This is a genomic window from Sphingomonas sp. S-NIH.Pt3_0716, from assembly GCF_003950715.1.
Lineage (GTDB): Bacteria > Pseudomonadota > Alphaproteobacteria > Sphingomonadales > Sphingomonadaceae > Sphingobium > Sphingobium yanoikuyae_A.
This window is the reverse complement of record NZ_QLJK01000005.1, coordinates 35,769-57,584: the sequence shown is the minus strand read 5'-3', so window position 1 is coordinate 57,584 and position 21,816 is coordinate 35,769. Positions and strand designations below refer to the sequence as shown.

The following is a 21,816-nucleotide window of genomic DNA, read 5'->3' as shown; positions in this document are numbered from 1 at the left end:
TTGCGTTAAGTTTTGGTAACAAGGCATTTGCGCAGACGGAAAAGATGATAGGATCACACCCATGAATGGGGGCAGCACAATCGTCGAATTCTGGCGAGACGAGGGAAACGCGACCGGCAACGCGCCGGCCGCGGATGACATCCTGCTATTGAAGCAGGCAGTACTGGACATTGATGATGCCCCTGACGACGCGCAGGGGGAAGGCGAAAAGCTGGTGCGCAACGCCCGGATCGGCCTTGGCCTGCTGGCGGTCCTCTGGCTTGGATTCGCGCTCTGGGCGACGATCGTGTCGGATCAGTGGCGCGCCGGCCCGGCCGCCTGGCCCTCGCTCGTCGCCACGCTGCTGGTACCGATCAGCCTGCTCGGCATCGCCTATCTGCTGATCGTGCGCAACAGCCGCGCCGAATCGCGCCGCTATCTCGACACCGCCCATGCGCTGCGGACCGAGGCCGAACTGCTCGAACTGCGCCTCGGCCGGATCGCCGACCGGCTCGAATCCGCGCGCCAGACGATGCAGGACCAGGCCGAACTGCTCGACAGCTATGGCGCCGCCGCCAGCAGCAATATGGAGGCATCGGCCGAACTGATCGCCGGCCGCGCCCAGACCACCGCCGACCGCGCCGAAAGCGCCGAGCGCGCCGGCACCGCCCTTGTCGCGCGGATGGACGCGCTGATCGCCGCCATGCCGCAGCTCGAAGAACGGGCCGTGCGCATGGCCGCGCAGATCATGGACAATGGTCATGCGCTCGCCGAACGGATCGACACGCTCGAAGCGCGCCTCCATGCGCTGGGCGAACTGTCCGACGATACCCGCACCCGCACCCTGTCCGCGACCAAGAGCCTGTCGAGCCAGCTAGGCCAGTTGCAGGAGACGACCCGCAGCGCCACCGACGAGGTGAACGGCCTCGCCGACATCGCCGCCGGTCGGATCGAGACATCGACGCAGAGCGCGCGCGCCGCCATGGCCCTGACCCAACGGGATATCGATGCGCAATCCGCCGCGCTCGAGGCGCTGGTCAATCGCGTCGCTGTATCGCTCGGCGAAACCAGCGATGGTGCCGTTCGCGCCCTCACCCAGGATCTCGATCTGGTCGAGGCATCGCTGCGCGGTCGCCTCGAAACCTCGATGGATCAGGTGCGCGACACGATGGAGCGCGCGCAGGAAGGGCTTTCGACCCAGCGCGCCACCCTGGAGGCGCTGGTCGCCCGTGCCCAGGCCAGCATCACCGCCACCAGCCAGAATGCGCTCGCCGCGCTGGGCCAGGATCTCGGCTCGATCGAGGATGATCTGCGCCAGCGGCTCGACGCAACCCTGCTCCAGGCCCGCGAAACGCTCGCCCTGACCGATGCCGGGCTGCGCGATCAGGCCGGTGCGCTCGACAGCCTAATCACCCGTTCGCGCGACAGCATCGCCGCGATCGGCACCGACACCGTCGCCGGCCTTGCCGACGATATTGGCGAGGTCGAAAGCCGCCTGCACCAGATCAACGATCTGGTCGAAGGACAGCGCAGCCTGATGGCCGGGCTGCACGGCACGCTCAACCAGACGATTGATCAGGCCGAGGCGCGCTTTGCCGCGCTGGAGGATAATGCCCTCGCCCGCAGCCAGAAGCTGACCGACGCGCTGACCCGCCTGACCGAGGAAACCCGCCGGATCGACACGGCACTGCATGACGGCGGCACCACCGCCGAAAAGCTGATCGGCAATGCCGAAACGCTGATGGTGGCGCTCGATTCGAGCGTTCGCGAACTGGACGAAACCTATCCCGGCGCGCTCGCCCGCTTCGACGCCCGACTGGAAACCAGCCGCGCCATGCTGGGCGCCGCGACGCCCGAGCTGGAACGGCTCGAAGCCATTTCGGAAGCGCTCGTCGGCCGCACCCAGGAGGCCGAAGAGATGCTGCGCGGCCAGGGTCGCCGTCTCTCCGAATGGCTAGAGAGCACGCAAAGCGGCATCGAATCCAACCGCGAACTGGTGGAGAAGCTGCGCACTGCGCTCGACGCCGCGCATGAGGACACGACCCGCATCACCGAAGGTGCCGGCCCGCTGCTCATCACCGCGCTGCTCCGCGTCAAGGACACCGCCGAACAGGCCGCCGAACGCGCCCGTCAGGCGCTCGGCCGCGCCATCCCCGACGCCGTGCAGAACCTGGCCGAAGCCAGCGAACAGGCGATGCAGCAGGCCGTCGGCGATCAGGTTTCGGCCCAGATCGAGAAGCTGGCCGATGTCGCGGAAGAGGCCGTGCGCGCCGCGCACAATGCTTCGGACCGGCTGACCCGCCAGTTGATGACGATCGCCGATACCAGCGCCGGGCTGGAACAGAGGATCGAGGAAGCCGGCCGCGCGGCCGAGGAACGCGATCGCGACCATTTCTCGCGCCGCTCCGCCCTGCTGATCGAATCGCTCAACAGCACCGCGATCGACGTCGCCAAGATCCTGTCCAACGATGTGACCGACACCAACTGGTCGGCCTATCTCAAGGGCGATCGCGGCGTCTTCACCCGCCGGGCAGTCAAGCTGCTCGACGCCGGCGAGTCCCGCGAAATCGCGCTCCATTACGACAATGACGCCGATTTCCGCGAGCATGTGAACCGCTACATCCACGATTTCGAGGCGATGCTGCGGATCATCCTGTCGGCGCGCGACGGCAACGCCCTGGGCGTCGCGATCCTCTCGTCCGACATGGGCAAGCTCTATGTCGCCCTAGCCCAGGCGATCGAGCGCCTGCGCCAATAAGGATCAGGGGCGGTGCCCGGCCGCCCCATCCCCCTTTCTCAGGGCTGGAACAGCACGCCGCCGGTCATCGGTTCAGGCGCGCCGGTGGTGCCGGGAAAGCTGATCGGCAGGCCATTGAGGTGCCGCACCGCCATATAGGCAAAGCCCTGTGCCTCCAGCGCGTCGCCATCCCAGCCCAGTTCGTCGACCGAGCGGACATCGGCGCCGGTCCGTGCGGCCAGCATCGCCATCAGCGTCGCATTATGACGCCCGCCGCCCGCCACATAGATGCGCGCCGGCCGTTCGGGCAGATGGTCGACACCGCGCGCCACTGCCTGCGCGGAAAAGGCGGTCAGTGTCGCCGCCCCGTCCGCCAGCGACAATCCCTCGACCGGCGCGATGGTGAAGGCTTCGCGGTCGATGCTCTTGGGCGGCGGCGCGGCGAACCAGGGATCGGCCATCATCGCCGCCAGCCGCGCCTCGTCCACCTGGCCCCGCGCGGCGGTCGCGCCGCCCGCATCATAGGCCGCGTCCCCATACGCCTGCATCCAGTTGTCGATCAGGCCGCTCGCCATGCCGGTGTCGAAGGCGACCAGACTGCCGTCCGATCCAATCGCGGTGATGTTCGCCACCCCGCCCAGGTTGAGAATGCCGACCGGCTTTGCCAGCCCGTCGGACAATGCCCGATGATAGACCGGCATCAGCGGCGCGCCCTGCCCGCCCGCGCGCACATCCGCACTACGCAGGTCGGCGACCACGGGAATGCCGAACGCGCCGGCCAGCACCGCGCCGTCACCAATCTGCCAGGTCCAGCGCCGTTCGGGCCGGTGGGCAACGGTATGGCCATGAAAGCCGATCACCCCGATATCCTCCGCCACATGGCCGCTGCGGCCCAGCATGTCGGCGATTGCATCGATATGGAAATTGGTAAGGTCCATCTCCACCGCCCGGATCAGCGGATCCTCGCCCGGCGCGTCCATCGCCATCGCCCGCGCGCAGGCCGCAGCCAGCCGTTCGCGAAAATCATCGCTATAGGGCTGGGCGTGGAAAATGATTGCCTCGGCCTGGCCCTCGCCATCCGTCTCGATCAGCGCGGCGTCGATCCCGTCGCGCGAGGTGCCGGACATCAGACCGATTGCCAACATGATCGAAAACTCCGCCTCTTTTCCAGTTGCTGCCCCAATGCTACAGGCGCGCGTCATGAGCAACTATCAGTCCGATCTCCTCCGCCTGCTCGAAGCACGCGGCTACATCCACCAGCTGACCGACGCGGAAGGGCTTGATGCCATGGCCGCCAAACAGGTGGTGCCGGGCTATATCGGCTTCGACCCGACCGCGCCGTCGCTCCATGTCGGCAGCCTGGTGCAGATCATGATGCTGCGCCGCATGCAGCAGGCCGGTCACAAGCCGATCGTGCTGATGGGCGGTGGCACCGGCAAGATCGGCGACCCCTCGCTGCGCGACGAGGCCCGCTCGCTGCTCACCGTCGACAAGATCAACGACAATGTGAACAGCATCAAGCGCGTCTTCGAACGCTTCCTGACCTTCGGTGACGGCCCGACCGACGCGGTCATGGTCGACAATGCCGACTGGCTCGACAAGCTCGAATATATCCCCTTCCTGCGCGATATCGGCCAGCATTTCTCGGTCAACCGGATGCTCAGCTTCGACAGCGTCAAGCTGCGCCTCGACCGCGAGCAATCGCTCAGCTTCCTCGAATTCAACTACATGATCCTCCAGGCCTATGATTTCCTGGAGCTGTCGCGTCGCAGCGACTGCCGCCTGCAGATGGGTGGATCGGATCAGTGGGGCAATATCGTCAACGGCATCGAACTGTCGCGCCGCGTCGACGGCACCCAGGTGTTCGGCCTCACCTCGCCGCTCATCACCACTGCCGACGGCGGCAAGATGGGCAAGACCGCCAAGGGCGCGGTCTGGCTGAACGCGGATGCACTGTCGCCCTATGATTATTGGCAATTCTGGCGCAACACCCAGGACGCCGATGTCGGCCGCTTCATGCGCCTGTTCACCGACCTGCCGCTGGATGAGATCGCTCGCCTTGAAGCGCTGGAAGGCGCGGAGATCAACGAGGCGAAGAAGATCCTGGCGCATGCCGCCACTGCCATGGCCCATGGCGAGGACGCGGCCACCGCCGCCGCCGAAACCGCGCGCAAGACCTTCGAGGAAGGCGCGTCGGACGCCAATCTGCCGACCGTTGCGCTGGGCGCCGAGGGGCTGACGGTCATCCAGGCGACCACCGGCCTTGGCTTTGCGACCTCCAACAAGGAAGTCCGCCGCAAGCTGGCCGAGGGCGCGATCAAGGTGAATGGTGAAGTCGTCACCGACCCGGCCGTCACCCTCAAGGCCGGCGACAAGCTGAGCTTCGGCGCCAAGAAGCACGGCCTGGTCACCGCCTGAGGACAAACAGGGTTTCAGCCCAGTTAACGCTACCAGGTAGGAAAGCCTCCACTTTCCGCCCGCTAGGCTGAAACCCATGTCCTCCTCGGTTTTCGCCAATCTTGGCCATGTCATGCGGTCGCGCGACCCGTCCGTCGATCAGCGACGGGTGGCGCGCGACCTGGTCGACATGGTCAGCCATATCACAGCGGACGGCCGCACCCATGGCGTGCGGATCATCAACATCTCGCCACTCGGCCTGATGTGCCGCACGGAAGAGTTGCTCACGCTGAGCGGCCGGGTGCTGATCTGGCTGCCGGTGCTCAAGGATCGTCGCGCGCTCGTCCGCTGGAGCGAGGAAGGCCGGATCGGCCTCGAATTTGTCGAGCCGATCCCGACCGCCGGCTATGACGCCATGATGGCGCTCATCCCGCCACGCCGGACCGCCTGGTAAAGGCCTCATCCCTCTCCAGCGTCTGACGCCCGCGCACCAGCGCCTCGGGCATCTCCGTCCGCAGGAAGGTCAGCATCGCCTCGCGCACCTCGCAGCGCAGGTCAAAGGCAATCCCGGCATTGCGCGCCGACAGCAACCCGCGCAGTTCCAGCGCATCGGCGCGGTGATCGGTCACCTGCAATATCGCCACCCGCCCGTCCCAGCGTCCATTCGCCTTCACCGCCTCGACGAAGCGCGCGCGGATCCGCTCGATATCGGCCGTCGGATCGACATAGAGGAAGACCGTGCCCAGCAGGTCCGATGTCTTCGTGGTCCAGTTCTGGAACGGCTTCTCCAGGAAATAGGATACCGGCACCACCATGCGCCTGTCGTCCCAGATGCGCACGATCACATAGGTCAGCCTGATCTCCTCGATCCGCCCCCATTCCCCTTCGATGATGACGACATCGTCCAGCCGGATCGGCTCTGAAAAGGCCATCTGGATGCCGGCAATCAGATTTTTGAGCGCCGGTTGCGCCGCCGCGCCCACCGCCAGCGCGGCGAGGCCCGCCGACGCCATCAGCGACACGCCGATCGTCCGCACGCCCGGAATGGCGATCAGCATCATCGCGATCACGAAGAAGCCGACGATGCACTGGCAGATGCGATAGAGGATGCTGATCTTGGTGCGCTGCCGCCGCGCCTTCAGATTATCCTCGACGCTGATGTCGGCGCGCGCCTCCAGCATCGCCTTGCCCGCCCGCATCGCGCGAAAGATCAACCAGCCCACAAGCAGCGCAAACACCATCCGCGCCCCGATCGACCAGATATCCTCGATCCGCGGCCCCATCTCGATCGACTTGAGCCCCGCCCCCAGAGCCAGCAGCACCACCAGCCAGCGCGTCGGCTGGAAGATGGCCGGCAACAGCAGCGGCTCAATCCGCGCGCGCTTCACCAGCCGCACCGCAATCCAGTAAAGCGCGCCATGAACGGCGAAGGCGACGACCACCGACAGCGCGATCGAAAGCGCGGCCATCGGCGTAATATGGGTCAGGCTGATGTCGGTCATGCCAGGGGCAACGCGACCGCCCCGCATTTTGTTTCGCAGGTGCAGCAAATTTACGCAGGAAGGCCGGGCACTTCTAGCCCTCTCCCGTCTTCACGGGAGAGGGTTGGGTGAGGGTCTTTCTTCCTTTATGATGCGATGAATGTTCCCGGTCCGCCGCCAGATCAGTCCCCACGCTGCACGTCTAAGGCGCGACATGACCGATGCCGAGCGCATGCTATGGAGCATCTTGCGCAACCGCCAGTTGGACGGATTCAAACTTCGTCGTCAGGCAACGATCGATCCATTCGTCGTCGATTTCCTGTGCGTGGAAGCCGCATTGGCCGTGGAGCTTGATGGCGGCCAGCATGATGAAGATCGCGATCACCGTCGCACTGCCTATCTGGAGGCGCGCGGCTTACACATCCTCCGCTTCTGGAATCATGATGTAGTGGAAAATATCGAAGGCGTTGCAGACGCCATTCGATCAGCGCTTTCGAAAAAGAAGCCCCTCACCCAACCCTCTCCCGCGAAAGCGGGAGAGGGCTAAGACGACAAGCCCCCCCCTCACCCCCCGCGCAGCAATCCCACCGCCGCATCCTTCTCGAACAGATAGAGGCAGGTCCGCGCCGCCTGCCCCCGTTCGCTGTCCAGCCCGCCGTCCCGGTCGATCAGCAGATGGGCGTCATCCCGCGCGCTATCCACCAGTGCCGACACATGCTCGGGCGTCGCGATCTTCAGTTCCGCCTCGCCCGACTGGCGCGTGCCCAGCACCTCGCCCGCACCGCGCAGCTTCAGATCCTCCTCGGCGATGCGGAAGCCGTCATTGGTCTCGCGCATCAGCGCCAGCCGCGCCCGCGACGTCTCGCCCAGCGCATTGCCGCGCAGCAACAGGCAGACCGACGGCTTGTCGCCGCGCCCGACCCGACCGCGCAACTGGTGCAGCTGCGCCAGGCCAAAACGCTCCGCCCCCTCGATCACGATCAGGCTGGAATTGGGCACGTCGACGCCGACCTCGATCACCGTGGTCGCCACCAATATCTGGGTGCGGTTGGCGGCAAAGGCCTCCATCGCCGCATCCTTGTCCGGCCCCTTCATCTTGCCATGGACCAGCCCTACCCGGTCGCCGAAGCGCTGGCGCAGCGTCTCGGCCCGCATCTCGGCCGCCGCCTGATCGCTCGTCTCGCTCTCCTCGACCAGCGGGCACACCCAATAGGCCTGCCCGCCCCCTTCGACATGGCGGGCCAGCCCCTCGACCACCTCGTCCAGCCGGTTGGCGGACATCACCAAAGTCTGGATCGGCTGGCGGCCCGGCGGCATCTCGTCCAGCCGCGACACGTCCATCTCGCCATAATAGGTCAGGGTCAGCGTGCGCGGGATCGGCGTGGCCGTCATCACCAGCAGATGCGGCGATCGCTCGGCCTTGCTCGCCAGCATCATCCGCTGCGCCACACCGAACCGATGCTGCTCGTCGATCACGGCCAGGCCCAGCGCCTTATACTGCACCTTCTCCTGGAAAATCGCGTGCGTGCCGACCAGGATGTGGATGCTGCCATCGGCCAGCCCCATCAGCGTCGCCTCGCGCACCTTCCCCTTCTCGCGCCCGGTCAGGATCGCGATCTCGATCGGAAGACCCGACGCCATCTTGCGCAGCGTCTCATAATGTTGCCGCGCCAATATTTCGGTCGGCGCCAGCATCGCGCCCTGCATCCCGGCCTCGACTGCGTTCAGCAGCGCCATCAGCGCCACCAGCGTCTTGCCCGATCCGACATCGCCCTGCAGCAGCCGCAGCATCGGCGTCGCCTGCGCCATGTCGCCCTCGATCTCGCCGATCGCGCGGCGCTGGGCACCGGTCGGGGCGAAAGGCAACTTCAGCATCACCCGCAGTCGCCCGTCGCCGCTGATCGGCACGCCGCGCCGCCGCCGCGACGATTGCCGCACCAGCATCAGCGCCAGTTGCCCGGCGAAAATCTCGTCATAGGCCAGCCGCTCGCGCGCCTGTGCGTCGGTTGGGTCGGCATGGAAGCGTTCCAGCGCCGCGCGCCAGGCCGGCCAGCCCTTGCTCGCCAGCAGGCTCGGCTCGATCCATTCGGGCAGTTCGGGCGCGCGGGCCAGCGCTTGCCCCACCAGGTCGCGCATCCGGTTGTTGGTCAGCCCTTCCGACAGGCCATAGACGCTCTCGCGCGCCGGCACGGTGTCGGCCTCCTCGGGCGGCAGGACATAGTCGGGATGGACCATCTGCAGATTGTCGCCATAGGCTTCCAGCTTGCCCGACACGAATTTCGCTTCGTTGAGCGGCAACAGCTTGCGCGGCCAGGCGCTGTTGCGGCCGAAATAGACGAGGGAGACGGCATTGCCATGGGCGTCCAGCGCCTGCACCCGGAACGGCGCGCGCGCATTGCCGCTGGCGCGATAATCGACCGGGGTCAGCATGATGCCGATCACCTTGCCGGCGTCCGCCATGTCCAGTTCGTCGATCAGTTTCCGATCGACATAATTGACCGGCAGGTGAAAGGCGACATCGACCGCCCGCGCCAGCCCCAGCCGTTCGAGCGGACGGGCCAGCGCCGGGCCAATGCCCTTGAGCGCGGAGATTTCGGCAAAGAGCGGATTGAGAATATCGGGTCGCATGGCTATCTGAGGCTTCTCTAACGCAGCCGGGACGGTCATTCAAATATCCGATCGGCTGTTTCGGCACGTCCGTTAAAGGAACAAATTGTGAACGACAACCCGCTGATGCGTCGCCTGAAATTCCGCGCCTGGCACCGGGGCACGCGCGAGGCGGATTATACGGTCGGCGGCTTCTTCGAACGCTATCATGCGACCTGGAACGACGAGCAGATCGCCTGGTTCGAGCGCTTCATGGACGAGCAGGACGCCGACATCATCGGCTGGGCGCTCGGCACCATCCCCGTGCCGGACGAATGGAAGGGCCCGATGATGGACCAGTTCCTCAAGCTCGATTTCGTCAAGATCGAGAACTGACAAGTCCCCCCTCCCGCAAGCGGGAGGGGGTTAGGGGGTGGGCCTGCGCCACCTCTGTTGCATTTGCCCACCCCTAGCCCCTCCCGCTTGCGGGAGGGGAACAGAGACGACAATGACCGATCTCCAGAAAATCCTGAAGGCGAAGGCGCCGCTCACTCTGTCCGGCGTGCCGGCCGGCTTCCAGCCCTGGCTGCTGGCGGACATTGCCCGCGCTGCCCATGGTTCGGATGCGACCCGCGCCGTCTTCGTCGCCTCCGACGAGCAGTTGATGCGCGCAGTCGCCGACACCGCCCATTATTTCGCGCCAGAGATCGAGCTCATCGAAATTCCCGCCTGGGACTGCCTGCCCTATGACCGGGCCAGCCCCTCGCTGCGCACCGCGTCGGCGCGCCTCGCCGGCCTTCATGCGCTTCAGGCAAAACCAAAGGGACCGCAGCTGGTCCTCACCACCCTCAACGCCCTGACCCAGCGCACCCTCACCCCGTTCCGCGTCCGCCAGCTGGTCGCGCGCCTCGCGCCCAAGGAACGGATCGCGATCACGCGCCTCGCCGACATGCTGCAATCCAACGGCTATGTCCGCACCGACACCGTCCATGATCGCGGCGAATTCGCCATTCGCGGCGGCATTGTCGACCTGTTCCCCGGCGGCGAGGACCAGCCGCTGCGGCTCGACTTCTTCGGCGACGAGATCGAGACGGTGCGCCGCTTCGACCCGACCGACCAGCGCACCACCGGCAGCGTCGACGGCTTCACCCTGCTTCCCGCGTCCGAGGCGCTGCTCGACGAAGACACGATCAAGCGCTTCCGCGGCCGCTATCGCGAAACCTTCGGCGCGACCGCAACCGGCGACCCGCTCTATCAGGCGGTGAGCGAGGGCCGGCGCCTCGCCGGCATGGAACATTGGCTGCCTCTGTTCGAGGAAAAGCTGGTTCCGCTGACCGAGCATCTGGGCGATGACGCGATCATCGTCCGCGACCATGGCGTGGTCGGCGCGGCCGACGCCCGGTTCGAGGCGATCCGGGACTATCATGCCAACCGCATCGCCGCGAAATCGGCCGATCCCGGTGCCTATCGCCCGCTGAAGCCCGAAGCCCTCTATCTCGACGCCGCCGAGTGGGATGCCTCCGCCGCTGTCTGGCCGATGCACGCCACCACCCCCTTCCACGAGCCCGAAAGCGCCACCGTGCTCGACTTCGCGGTCGACGGCCCGCGCGATTTCGCGCCCGAACGCGCGCAGAACGTCAATGTCTATGAGGCGGTCGGCAAGCATATCGACGCCCTGCGCCGCACCAAGAAGAAGGTGGTGATCGCCAGCTATTCGGCAGGCGCGCGCGAGCGCCTCTCCGGCCTGCTCGCCGATCATGGCGTCGTCCGTCTCGCTGCAGCCGACAGCTGGCAGGAGGCTCTGGGCACCGCGGCGGGCGGCAGCGCCGTCCTCACCGTCCTCGGCCTCGACCATGGCTTCACCGCGCCCGACGTCGCCGTCCTCACCGAACAGGATATGCTGGGCGACCGGCTCGTCCGCCGCGCCAAGCGCAAGAAGAGCGCCGACGCCTTCCTCGCCGAACTCGCCACCCTCTCGCCCGGCGACCTCGTCGTCCATATGGACCATGGCATCGGCCGCTATGAGGGGCTGACGCAGATCCCGGTCAGCAAGACCGCGCATGACTGCGTCGCCCTCTCCTATGCCGGCGGCGACAAGCTCTATGTCCCGGTCGAAAATCTCGAAGTCCTCTCGCGCTACGGCTCCGACAGCGAGGGCGTGAGCCTCGACAAGCTCGGCGGCGAGGCCTGGCAGCGGCGCAAGGCGCGGATGAAGGAGCGGATCCGCGAGATTGCGGGCGAACTGCTCAAGACCGCCGCCGAACGCGCCCTGCGCCCGGCCGAGATCGCCGAGCCGGACGCCGCCGGCTATCCCGCCTTCGTCGACCGCTTCCCCTATCAGGAAACCGACGATCAGGACCGCGCGATCGGCGATGTCATCGAGGATCTGGGCGCCGGCCGTCCGATGGACCGCCTCGTCTGCGGCGATGTCGGCTTCGGCAAGACCGAGGTCGCGCTGCGCGCCGCCTTCGTCGCCGCCATGGCCGGGATGCAGGTGGTGGTGATCTGCCCCACCACCCTGCTCGCGCGCCAGCATCACATGAATTTCGTCGAGCGCTTCCGCGGCTTCCCGCTGGAAATCGCCCGCCTCTCCCGTCTCGTCCCCGACAAGGAGGCGAAGGCGACCAAGGCGGGCCTGGCCGACGGCACGATCGACATCGTCGTGGGCACCCACGCCCTCCTCGCCAAGGGGCTGGAGTTCAAGCGCCTCGGCCTCGTCATCGTCGACGAGGAACAGCGGTTCGGCGTCACCCACAAGGAACGGCTGAAGTCCCTGAAGACCGACGTCCATGTCCTCACCCTCACCGCCACGCCGATCCCGCGCACGCTCCAGATGGCGATGTCGGGCCTGCGCGAACTCTCGGTCATCCAGACCCCACCAGTCGATCGCCTGGCAGTGCGCACCTATATCATGCCCTGGGACGGCGTCGTCATCCGCGAGGCGCTGCTGCGCGAACATTATCGCGGCGGCCAGAGCTTCTTCGTCGTGCCGCGCATCTCGGACCTCACAGAGGTCGAGGAATTCCTGCGCACCGAAGTGCCCGAGGTGAAGCCGATCGTCGCCCATGGCCAGATGAGCGCCACCGATGTCGAGGAGCGCATGTCCGCCTTCTACGACAAGCGCTATGATGTGCTGCTCTCCACCACCATCGTCGAATCCGGCCTCGACATCCCCAGCGCCAACACGCTCATCATCCACCGCGCCGACCGCTTCGGCCTTGCCCAGCTCTACCAGCTGCGCGGCCGCGTCGGCCGGTCGAAGACGCGCGCCTATGCCTATTTCACCACGCCCGCCAACCGTATCATCACCGAAACCGCGGAAAAGCGGCTTAAGGTGCTGTCGGATCTCGATACGCTGGGCGCCGGTTTCCAGCTCGCCAGCCATGATCTCGACATTCGCGGAGCCGGCAACCTCGTCGGCGACGAACAGTCGGGCCATATCAAGGAAGTAGGCTTCGAACTCTACCAGTCGATGCTGGAGGACGCGATCATGGACGCCAAGGCCGGCGGCGCCGGCCTCGAAGCGCGCCGCGACAGCTTCTCGCCGCAGATCAGCGTCGACGCGCCGATCATGATCCCGGAAGATTTCGTGCCCGATCTCGACCTGCGCATGGGTCTCTATCGCCGCATCAACGAACTGGAGGATCGCCAGGGGCTGGAGGCCTTCGCCGCCGAGCTGATCGACCGCTTCGGCAAGCTGCCCGCGCCGACCCAGAACCTGCTCAAGATCATCGAGATCAAGCAGAATTGCCTCAAGGCCAATATCGCCAAGATCGATGTCGGGCCAAAGGGCGCGCTAGTCAGCTTCTTCGAGGATCGCTTCCCCAACCCGGCCGGTCTGGTCGCCTATGTCCAGCGCCTCGACGGCGTCGCCCGCCTGCGCCCGGACAGCAAGGTGGTCGTCACCCGCGCCTGGCCCGACCCCGCCGCCCGCCTCAACGGCGCGCTGCAATTGTCGAAGGGGCTGGCCAAGGCAGCGGGGTAAATACGCATCCTGCCCTCACCCTGCGGGGAGAAAGCGACCAATTGCCGTCACCGATCGCTCATGAGATACGAGGTTGATGCAAAGGGCATTTATCAGATACCGCGCCTTTCTTTCGAGCAAGGCAATACCGCTACGTGGATTGGCGTGGGTAAATGAGATGAATTTCCAACTCATCCCATGGATGCTGCTGCCGCTGCTTACCTCGGCAGTCTGCTGGTCTTTTTCGATACCGGATACCATCTGGACATGGGCTTTGCATTCAGCAGTATGCTTCACGACTATCGGTTTCGGGCTCGTAGTATGGACCTTCCTCAAGCCGGTTTGTGACCAAGAAAGCTGACATTCCGCTAACCACCCCTGTTAGATGCTCATCGCGCCGAGCGGCGCCAAGCACACCCGACAGCGGTCGGTCCGCTCCTGGGCGGGGAAGTTGCCGGGCCAGAAACGACCAGTTGCGAGCGGAAAAAAGGAAAAGAAGCCAAGCCAGACGAAATTTCATGTTGACCTTTGTAGATGACAAGAAACTTAAGTTGCCGCCGACAATGCATGGGGAACGGAGAAATTGCAGCTGCGTCTGGAGCCGTGTAATTGATTGAGTGGGCAAATCTTCAATAGATACACACTCGGAATTTTGTCTGTTGAAACTTCAAAAACGTTCTTTCCATTTGTGATAAGATAACTGCATATTTTAATATTCTGCATACGCATTTCCAAGCAAAAATATCTATTTTTGATCAGATACGATGCATTTTCATCTGAATATCCGTGAACTACAGCTTTTCCTCCTTGGAAAAAGCTTATTCCATTATCATGGTTCCAAAAAATTGGATATTTCTTTATATTATTTCCAATTAATATACGTTCCATCTCTTGATCGCTCAACTTTCTGTATTTTGAATTCGGAGTGCGGTTATCTCCCACGTCGTCTTCACAAGAGGATGTCGCGAATACGGCCATTAGGAGAATTGTTGAGAGTGATTTTCGCGCAAGCATTGCATCCCCGCTGATCAATTCTAGCCCACGGTTATCGTCTCTTTTCGACATTGTATATTTCAAAGCAGACCGTCGCCTAACCACCCATCCCGGCCATTGCCAATTACCCTCTCCCGTTCACGGGAGAGGAGGGGCCCGCGCCGCAGGCGTGGGAGGGTGAGGGTGAGGGTCTTTCGGATCAGTCTGTCCTCATCCGATTTCGCTCGCCCGACTTGGCAGGCACTGCGTCATGCCCCGACAGCGGCAAAAGAAATGGCGCATCAAGGAAATGATTTACCCGCCTTGTTCAGCCCGCGACCACCCCGATCGCCAGCGCGTCGCCACCGTCCACGATCGCGATCAGCCGGTCGACATTGGGGTGCGCACCCGGCCGGTTGCGGGCATCGGCCGTATGTTCGGCAAACACCGCCAGCCCATGCTCGGCCGCCGCCGCGTCCAGCGTGCCAAACACCTTCTGCAAATAGGCATAGACCGCCAGCGATCCCTGCTTGCCCGGCTGGTTCTCGATGCTGGCGACGACCGTGCCGCTCGCATCCTTCAGATCGATACGGGCGATGCCGTCGATCGGCGGCAGCAGCTGGAGATTGTCCTTGAACGTCGCACCCGGTTGAATCATCGCTGGTTTCCCGCCTCAAATTTGGAATGAGCCTGTGCCCCTAGGGCCTGATCCCTTGCGGCGGAAGAGTCTGCGCTTTTGCTCGGTCCGACACGCAGCCCTGAGCGCCCACCTCACCCGCCCACAGGCGGCATCGCGGCTTCCGATGCGGTCAGGTCCAGCACTTCGAAACCGGGCGCCGGCACCCGGCGCCGGATGAGCGATCCCACCTTGTTCGTATATTGATATTTGGGTGTTACCCGTTCGATCCGGTAGCTGCCCGGCACATCCGCCTCCCCCGCCTCCCCGCGTGCGGCATAACGCCGCCCCGTGATCTGGCGCAGGATCGCAGGCGCCCAGCCGGACGTGCGCGAACCCCGCAATATTTCAGCATCCTCGGTCCGTCCGTCGGGCCGGATCCAGAAACCGACATCGATCCACTGGATCGCCGCGATATCCGTGCTGCCGCCCGGCCGCACCGCTATGCCATTGAGATCCTGCGCCCGCCCGATGTCGACAGCGTCTGTGCTGGCCGGATAGGGCGGCTGCCAGACCAGGATCGGCACCGCACCCTGCTCCGCGCCGATCGCCTCGGCCAGGCGGGTGATCGCCGCGTCATCCCCATCGCGCACCGCGAGACGCAGCCGCAGCACGCGCAGGGCGGTACGATATCCCGGCTGCTGCGCGATCGGCCGCTGCTCCAGTTCGTCCAGCATCCTTGCCGCCTCGCGCCGCTCACCCTGCGCCGCCGCCAGCCAGGCCCGCTTCATCCCCGCCATGATCGCCGGATGGGCTCGCCCCTGCGCCAGCGCCTGATCCTCGATCCCGCGATAGGTCGCTGCCGCCTGTCGATAATTGCCCAGCTTGATCCACATGTCGCCCAATGCGGTGGAGGCCGCCAGCACCGCCACATCGTCCGCCGGCAGATTGTCGCGCAGCGTCTTCACCTGCCCCGCCACGGCCCGGCGATAGGCATTCTGGTCGCCCTCATGCAGCGCCACCGTCGCCATCGCTTCATAAATGGCCGCGACCGGCCGGGGCGCTTCGCCCCCTTTGTCCTTGTTGCGGCGGATCGCCGCCGCCAGCAGATACTTGGCCTTCAGATAGTCGCCATCGCGAAAGCGCTGCTCGGCCAGCGCGATCGTCGCCTGCGCATCGCGCAGTGGCGTGCAATCGCCATGCACACATTTGGCCTGTTCCTCGACCAGCCGCTGGCCGGTGACGATGATCTCGGGCGATGCGGCCTGCAATAGCAGCAGAAGGGCGAGCATGATGGTTTTCCTCCCTTGTCCCCAACACATAGTGTCGGATCATCATGGGCCTGCCAATCCCCATGCCAGTTCCCGATGGGGAGCCGCGGCTTTCCTATTTGGATTTTCCCTGCTCTATCCTGGCGGATGAAACAGCACGCGCCCATCGTCTTGCCCGCATTACCGACCCGGTTCCGCCACCACCGCAACACGCCAGATCATCGCCCATGATCGTCGCTTTGCTGTCGCCTCATTGTCGCTTCACTGTCGCGTCGCAGCTGCGTTACAGGCGCGCCACTGTCGCTTCATCGCCGCGTGGCTGTCGCCTTCTCGGGCAAAAACGCCCAAATGCGCACGGCATCGACACTATGTACTTTCAACTGTCGCGTCGGCTGCCTCCCCATCCGACCCTCATGTCGCCATTCATCATCAACCGGAAAAGAAGCAGCAACAGTCGAAACCTACATGCCTTCGTGACGACCGGGCAACAAAGCGCGGCGTCACAGCAGGAGAATGAAATGAGTTTGATCCTTATGGCGCTTGCCGCCGCCGCGACCCACAATGTGTCGGTCGAGCATCATGGCAATCAGGTCGGTGCCACCTACACCGCCCGTGCCGACATCCGCACAAAGACCATCGGCGCCAGGACGCCCAACCGCATGGACAATCAGCGCTGCCAGTGGACCGCGACGATCGTGGTCGACCGCAAGCTGGACCATGGCCCGGCGCTCGGCCGCACCGTGTCGAGCGACAAGCGCTTTTCGGGTAGCGAGGCTGGCGCCTGCACCACCGGCCGTCAGTCGGGCGAACGCAACATGGCCCAGTATCAGGACAAGATCGAAGCACATCTGATCGCCGTGGCAGAAGCCGATCGCGCGCCGCTGCTGGCCGAACTGGACTCGGTGCGCAATCTTGCGTCGAACTAATCGGACCATCGGCCTGGCATGGCTGGGCGGGCTTGGCCTCGCCCTCCATGCCGTACCGGCCGCCGCCCAATATGCCAGCGGCCCCAGCGCCACGGTCGAGGTCGCCAGCGACGAGCGTCGCCGGGGCCTGAGCTGGAGCGACGGCGATCCGGTGCTGCGTGGCAGCCTGTCCGTGCCGGTCGCGCAGGGCCTGTCGCTCGATGGCGCCGCGACCAGCCTCTGGGGCAGCGATCGCCATGGCGGCGCCGACGCCGTGATCGACCTTGGCCCTTCCTATGTCCATCAACTGGGCGGCTGGCGGCTGTCGCTCGACGCGCGCTACCATCTCTTCCCCGGCGCCGATCATCAGGGCTATGGCGAATTTGGCGCCGGCGCCGGCTTCCTGATCGGCCCCGCCAGCATCGACATCAGCGCCCAATATGCGCCGCGCCAGTCGGCGATCGGCGGCGACAATCTCTATCTGTCCTCCGCCGCCTCTTTCGCCATTCCCGGCACCCCGCTCACCGCCTCGGCACGGGTCGGCCATAGTTCCGGGTCGGATCGCGATCCGATCGCCTCGCAACGGCTGCGGCCGGGCGGCGATTATTGGGATTATGGCGCGGCCATCGCCTGGTATCGCGGCCGCTGGTCGGCGGAACTGCGCTACAGCGACACCGACATCGACAATCGCGATGCGCGCCACGCCGGCTCGGCCCTCATCGGAAAGGTCGGCCTAACCCTGTAGCACCAGGGATATGAGTTCGGGCGTGGAGACGCCCGCCGAGCGCAGGAAGCCCTGGTAATAATCACAGCCTTCCCGTGCCAGCAGGTCGAGCTGCTGCTCCGTCTCCACCCCTTCGGCGATGACGTTCAGGCCCAGCGACTTCGCCATATGGATCACCCCACGCACGATAATCCGGTCGCGCGCCGACCCGGCGATATCCTGGGCCAGGCTGGAGTCGATCTTCAGATAATCGAGCGGCAGGCCCTTCAAATAGGCCAGGCTCGAATAGCCGGTGCCGAAATCGTCGATCGCCACCGCCAACCCTTCGGACCGCAGCGCCGTCAGCAGCGCCGCCGCCGCGTCGACATCATGGATCAGCCCGCTTTCGGTAATCTCCACCGTCAGCCGCGAGCGGGGAAAGCCGCTGCGGTCCACCTGCCCCAGGAAATCGGCCATGAACCCCGGCTGCGAAATATCCGCCGCCGTGACGTTGATCGACAGGCGCAGATTGGACAGCGCGCTCGGCCATGCCGCCGCCTGCCGCAAGGCCTCGGCCTGGATATGCGCCGACAGCGGCAGCATATAGTCGGACCGTTCCGCCGTGCCGAACAATATGCCGGCCCCCAGCGGGCCATAGATCGGGTGGTTCCACCGCGCCAAAGCCTCGACCCCGCTGATGCGATGGTCATAGACCGGATATTGCGGCTGGAACACGATGCCGATCTCGCCCCGGTGCAGCGCCAGCCGCAGGTCGGTTTCCAGTTGGTCGGCGTCGAGCTGGCGGCTGCGCTTCTCGGCGGAAAAGATGCGAATGCCTTCGCCCCCGCCCTGTCGCGCATCGGCCAGTGCAGCCCCTGCCCGCCGCAGCAACTGGGTCGCATCATCCTCCGCCCGCGCCTGCGCGATACCGCATCGCGCAATCAAACGGATCAGATGGTCGCCCGCACTGAACGGCCGGCTGATCGCCTCGATCAACTGCCGCGCCAGATAGGTTGCCCGCTCCGCCGCCGCTGGCTCGCCAGTCAGGCCGACCAGAAATTCCGTGCCGGCGATCCGCGCGACCATCGCATGGCCTGCCACGCTGTCGACAATCCGTTCGATCCGCCGCGCAATCCGCCCCAGCAGTGCGTCACCCACCACCTGGCCATAGGCCGCATTCATGCGATCGAACTGGCTGATCGACAGCAGCACCACCGTCGTCGGTAGCCCCGACCGGCGATCCAGCCAGTCCAGTGCCGCCTGGCGCGAACGCAGCCCGGTCAGATTGTCGCGGCTCGCCACATCCTGGTCCTGCGCGTCGGACAGCCACTCCACATCGGCCGCCACCGTGCCGTCGACGAAGCGCAGATGATGCACCAGCCGATTGCCCGGCCGGTCCGGCACGGCATGGGCGAATGCCGCCGGACGCCCCGACTGCATCATCCCCTCCAGCGCGTTCAACACCGCCTTGCGTTCATTGCGCGCCAGCCGGTGGATCAAGGTCGATGGCGTCGGCTGCCAAGCCTCTATGCCCAGATTGCGGGCCAGGCTCTCGCTCAGCCGCAGTCCGGCGCCGTCGCGGTCCATCTCCCAATAGAGCGCGTCGCCCCGGCGGATGCGCTGCGCCCGCTGGCTCTGCATCGCGCCACCGCCCAGCCGCTCGACCAGTCGCTGCGCCGATGCCAGCGTCGCCTGCAACAGGGGTTGGGTCACCGGCGCCACCAGAAAATGGGTCGCGCCGGCATCGAACAATTGCGGCAGGGTCGCGACCGCCGCCGCATCGACCAGCACCACCAGCGCGCAGCCACCCGCATCCACCGCCGGCACCAAAGGCGCGATCAGCTTGGCCGCCGTCCCACCGCGCATGTCAACAAGCGCGATCTGGGCATCGCTGCGCAGGAAACGTTGCGGCGCATCGGTGGCACGCCGCGCACCGATCGCACGCCAGCCCGCCTCCTGCGCGGCACGGCACAGGGGGTCGCGGTCGCCGGGCGACAGGATGAAGATGCTGCGCTGCCCGTCCGGGGCGGCCTGCCCGCTCACTCTTTTATCGACTCCCTGACAAGGCGCATGCCGCTCTTGTAACAGCAACCGGTTACCGACCTCTTCACCGCCCCGCAACCGGCCAGCTTGCGCCCGCCATGCCCATGGCTTAGCTAGGGGCATGGCCATGGTCGATCCTGCCGCAACTTCCATGACCGACGGCCTTGGCCGCCGGATCGATTATCTGCGGATTTCCGTTACGGATCGATGCGACTTGCGCTGCCGCTACTGCATGGCGGAACGGATGCAGTTCCTGCCGAAAAATCAGGTTCTGACGCTGGAGGAAATCGCGCTGCTCGCGGATCTCTTCATTGCGCGCGGTGTGCGCCGCATCCGCCTGACCGGCGGCGAACCGCTGGTGCGCCGCGACATCATCGACCTGATCCGTCGAATCGGTCGCCATCTGGATGCCGGCCTTCAGGAACTGACGCTGACAACCAATGGCACGCGCCTGGCCGATCATGCAGAGGCGCTGCACGACGCCGGCGTCCGCCGCATCAATGTCAGCCTCGACAGCCTGCAGGCCGATCGCTTCGCCCATATCACCCGCGGCGGCGACCTGTCGGTGGTGCTGCGGGGGCTGGATGCCGCGCGCGCGGCGGGGCTTGCGGTCAAGATCAACATGGTCGCGCTCAAGGATATCAATGCCGACGAGATCCTGCCGATGCTGCGCTGGTGCGACAGCCAGGGCTTCGACCTGACCCTGATCGAGACCATGCCGCTGGGCGAAACGGGCGAGGATCGCACCGACCATTATCTGCCGCTGTCGCATGTCGCGCAGGAGATTGACGCCCATCATGTCCTCACCCCGATCGCGGCGCGCACGGGTGGCCCGGCGCGCTATCATGATGTCGAGGGGCTGGGTGTTCGGCTTGGCCTCATCACCCCGCTCACCCGCAATTTCTGCGCCGACTGCAATCGCATGCGCATGACCTGCGAGGGCAAGATCTACATGTGCCTGGGCCATGACGACCATGTCGATTTCAAGGCCGCCCTGCGCAGCGGCGGCCTCGCCGCGGTCGAGCCGCTGGTCGATCGCGCACTGCGGCGCAAGCCCGCCGCCCATGATTTCCGGATCGGCGCCGGCGCTCCGACCGCGGCGGTCCAGCGACATATGAGTGTCACCGGCGGATGAACAGTGAACCCCGGCGCGCCCTCGTCGCGTCCCCGACCCAGGCTGCACGGGCAGCGGAAGAGCGGTTGCGCGCCGCCTATGATTTCGTGCCGCTGGAACAGGCGGACACGGTCATCGCGCTGGGCGGCGACGGCTTCATGCTGCAGACGCTGCACGCCATGCTGGAATCCCGCCGTATATTGCCGGTCTTCGGCATGAATCTCGGCACGGTCGGCTTCCTGATGAACGAATGGCGTCTGGAACGGCTGGAACAGCGGCTGGAGAAGGCCAAGAGCTTCAAGGTCAACCCGCTGCGCATGGTGGTCGACACGGTCGATGGCGAGCGTTTCTCCATCCCGGCGATCAACGAAGTCTCGCTGCTGCGCGAAACCCGCCAGACCGCCAAGCTGGAAGTGCAGGTCAACGATCGCCCCGTGCTGCCCGAACTGGTGTGCGACGGCGTGCTGGTAGCCACCCCCGCCGGGTCCACCGCCTATAATCTTTCCGCCCATGGCCCAATCCTGCCGCTGGGGTCCGCCCTGGTCGCCCTGACCCCGATCAGCCCGTTCCGGCCGCGCCGCTGGCGTGGCGCCATCCTGCCGGAAAATACCGCGATTCGCTTTACCGTGCTCGATCCGGTCAAGCGTCCGGTCAGTGCCGTCGCCGACCAGCGCGAAGTCCGCGACGTCGCCCAGGTCGAGGTCAAGATCGACCGCGCCACCCCGCTGACCCTGTTGTTCGACCCCGAACATACGCTGGACGACCGGATCGCGGCCGAACAATTCATCGCATAATTTTCTGCAATTTCACGCTTGCCATTTGGGACAAGCCGCTGCATATGCGCGGCCTGCCCGGCGCAAGCGGGGCTGCTCCCCGATAGCTCAGCGGTAGAGCATTCGACTGTTAATCGAATGGCCGTAGGTTCGAATCCTACTCGGGGAGCCACTATTTCAGCCCTTGGCGAGGCCGGGCTGGCTCCAGACAATCCGAAATTCAGCGCATGGCACGATTGCGGCGCTCGCCAACCATGGCTGGCGAGCGCATGCCT

At 65.3% G+C, this 21,816-nt stretch carries 18 protein-coding genes and 1 tRNA gene; 11 read left to right on the top strand and 8 right to left on the bottom strand.

What is annotated here, in order from left to right; all coding sequences use genetic code 11:
• Positions 1-61 precede the first annotated feature (61 nt).
• Complete coding sequence (locus BRX37_RS05185) at positions 62-2,737, top strand: coiled-coil domain-containing protein (protein ID WP_125985797.1); 2,676 nt, start codon at positions 62-64, stop codon at positions 2,735-2,737.
• Between the two features lie 38 nt (positions 2,738-2,775).
• Here BRX37_RS05185 and BRX37_RS05180 read toward each other — a convergent pair whose 3' ends face one another.
• Entirely contained in the window at positions 2,776-3,861 is a 1,086-nt protein-coding gene (locus tag BRX37_RS05180) for an anhydro-N-acetylmuramic acid kinase (RefSeq protein ID WP_125985796.1), read from the bottom strand.
• Positions 3,862-3,916: 55 nt separating this feature from the next.
• Here BRX37_RS05180 and tyrS point away from each other — a divergent pair, with 55 nt between their 5' ends.
• Both tyrS and BRX37_RS05170 read left to right on the top strand, forming a co-directional pair.
• On the top strand, positions 3,917-5,134 hold the full coding sequence (tyrS, locus tag BRX37_RS05175) for a tyrosine--tRNA ligase (RefSeq protein ID WP_125985795.1): 1,218 nt from the start codon (positions 3,917-3,919) through the stop codon (positions 5,132-5,134).
• A gap of 76 nt (positions 5,135-5,210) precedes the next feature.
• Positions 5,211-5,567 carry a PilZ domain-containing protein gene (locus BRX37_RS05170; RefSeq protein ID WP_004207490.1) on the top strand — a complete coding sequence of 119 codons (357 nt, stop codon included), beginning with the start codon at positions 5,211-5,213 and terminating at the stop codon, positions 5,565-5,567.
• On the opposite strand, the gene BRX37_RS05165 is transcribed toward BRX37_RS05170, so the two are convergent.
• Complete coding sequence (locus BRX37_RS05165; protein WP_486056222.1) at positions 5,539-6,615, bottom strand: mechanosensitive ion channel family protein; 1,077 nt, start codon at positions 6,613-6,615, stop codon at positions 5,539-5,541. The two genes, BRX37_RS05170 and BRX37_RS05165, sit on opposite strands and share 29 nt — an antisense overlap.
• A gap of 139 nt (positions 6,616-6,754) precedes the next feature.
• On the opposite strand from BRX37_RS05165, the gene BRX37_RS05160 reads away from it, so the two are divergent.
• Positions 6,755-7,141 carry an endonuclease domain-containing protein gene (locus tag BRX37_RS05160; RefSeq protein ID WP_125985793.1) on the top strand — a complete coding sequence of 129 codons (387 nt, stop codon included), beginning with the start codon at positions 6,755-6,757 and terminating at the stop codon, positions 7,139-7,141.
• Between the two features lie 17 nt (positions 7,142-7,158).
• On the opposite strand, the gene recG is transcribed toward BRX37_RS05160, so the two are convergent.
• Positions 7,159-9,222 carry an ATP-dependent DNA helicase RecG gene (gene recG / locus BRX37_RS05155; protein ID WP_125985792.1) on the bottom strand — a complete coding sequence of 688 codons (2,064 nt, stop codon included), beginning with the start codon at positions 9,220-9,222 and terminating at the stop codon, positions 7,159-7,161.
• Between the two features lie 87 nt (positions 9,223-9,309).
• On the opposite strand from recG, the gene BRX37_RS05150 reads away from it, so the two are divergent.
• Complete coding sequence (locus BRX37_RS05150) at positions 9,310-9,576, top strand: FAD assembly factor SdhE (RefSeq protein ID WP_125985791.1); 267 nt, start codon at positions 9,310-9,312, stop codon at positions 9,574-9,576.
• A 112-nt stretch (positions 9,577-9,688) separates the two neighbouring features.
• A complete protein-coding gene (gene mfd / locus BRX37_RS05145) occupies positions 9,689-13,165 on the top strand; it encodes a transcription-repair coupling factor (protein WP_125985790.1) in 3,477 nt (1,158 codons plus the stop codon).
• A 15-nt stretch (positions 13,166-13,180) separates the two neighbouring features.
• Here mfd and BRX37_RS05140 read toward each other — a convergent pair whose 3' ends face one another.
• The 4 genes from BRX37_RS05140 to BRX37_RS05125 form a co-directional block, all read right to left on the bottom strand.
• On the bottom strand, positions 13,181-13,441 hold the full coding sequence (locus tag BRX37_RS05140; RefSeq protein ID WP_125985789.1) for a hypothetical protein: 261 nt from the start codon (positions 13,439-13,441) through the stop codon (positions 13,181-13,183).
• Between the two features lie 249 nt (positions 13,442-13,690).
• On the bottom strand, positions 13,691-14,122 hold the full coding sequence (locus BRX37_RS05135) for a hypothetical protein (RefSeq protein WP_206434119.1): 432 nt from the start codon (positions 14,120-14,122) through the stop codon (positions 13,691-13,693).
• Positions 14,123-14,444: 322 nt separating this feature from the next.
• Positions 14,445-14,774 carry a DUF2322 family protein gene (locus BRX37_RS05130; RefSeq protein WP_125985787.1) on the bottom strand — a complete coding sequence of 110 codons (330 nt, stop codon included), beginning with the start codon at positions 14,772-14,774 and terminating at the stop codon, positions 14,445-14,447.
• Between the two features lie 113 nt (positions 14,775-14,887).
• Entirely contained in the window at positions 14,888-16,024 is a 1,137-nt protein-coding gene (locus tag BRX37_RS05125) for a tetratricopeptide repeat protein (RefSeq protein WP_125985786.1), read from the bottom strand.
• Positions 16,025-16,521: 497 nt separating this feature from the next.
• On the opposite strand from BRX37_RS05125, the gene BRX37_RS05120 reads away from it, so the two are divergent.
• Positions 16,522-16,929, top strand: a complete 408-nt coding sequence (locus tag BRX37_RS05120; RefSeq protein ID WP_206434118.1) for a hypothetical protein — start codon at positions 16,522-16,524, stop codon at positions 16,927-16,929.
• Complete coding sequence (locus BRX37_RS05115) at positions 16,916-17,653, top strand: TorF family putative porin (protein WP_125985785.1); 738 nt, start codon at positions 16,916-16,918, stop codon at positions 17,651-17,653. The genes BRX37_RS05120 and BRX37_RS05115 overlap by 14 nt, the downstream gene beginning before the upstream one ends.
• On the opposite strand, the gene BRX37_RS05110 is transcribed toward BRX37_RS05115, so the two are convergent.
• Positions 17,642-19,654 carry a putative bifunctional diguanylate cyclase/phosphodiesterase gene (locus BRX37_RS05110; protein WP_125985784.1) on the bottom strand — a complete coding sequence of 671 codons (2,013 nt, stop codon included), beginning with the start codon at positions 19,652-19,654 and terminating at the stop codon, positions 17,642-17,644. The genes BRX37_RS05115 and BRX37_RS05110 overlap by 12 nt on opposite strands.
• A 121-nt stretch (positions 19,655-19,775) precedes the next feature.
• Between BRX37_RS05110 and moaA the strand changes: the two genes are divergently transcribed.
• The 3 genes from moaA to BRX37_RS05095 all read left to right on the top strand — a co-directional run bounded on the left by moaA (position 19,776) and on the right by BRX37_RS05095 (position 21,713).
• On the top strand, positions 19,776-20,789 hold the full coding sequence (moaA, locus tag BRX37_RS05105) for a GTP 3',8-cyclase MoaA (protein WP_125985783.1): 1,014 nt from the start codon (positions 19,776-19,778) through the stop codon (positions 20,787-20,789).
• Entirely contained in the window at positions 20,786-21,562 is a 777-nt protein-coding gene (locus BRX37_RS05100; protein ID WP_004207502.1) for an NAD kinase, read from the top strand. The genes moaA and BRX37_RS05100 overlap by 4 nt, the downstream gene beginning before the upstream one ends.
• A 76-nt stretch (positions 21,563-21,638) precedes the next feature.
• Positions 21,639-21,713: transfer RNA gene (locus BRX37_RS05095), tRNA-Asn, on the top strand.
• Positions 21,714-21,816 lie beyond the last annotated feature (103 nt).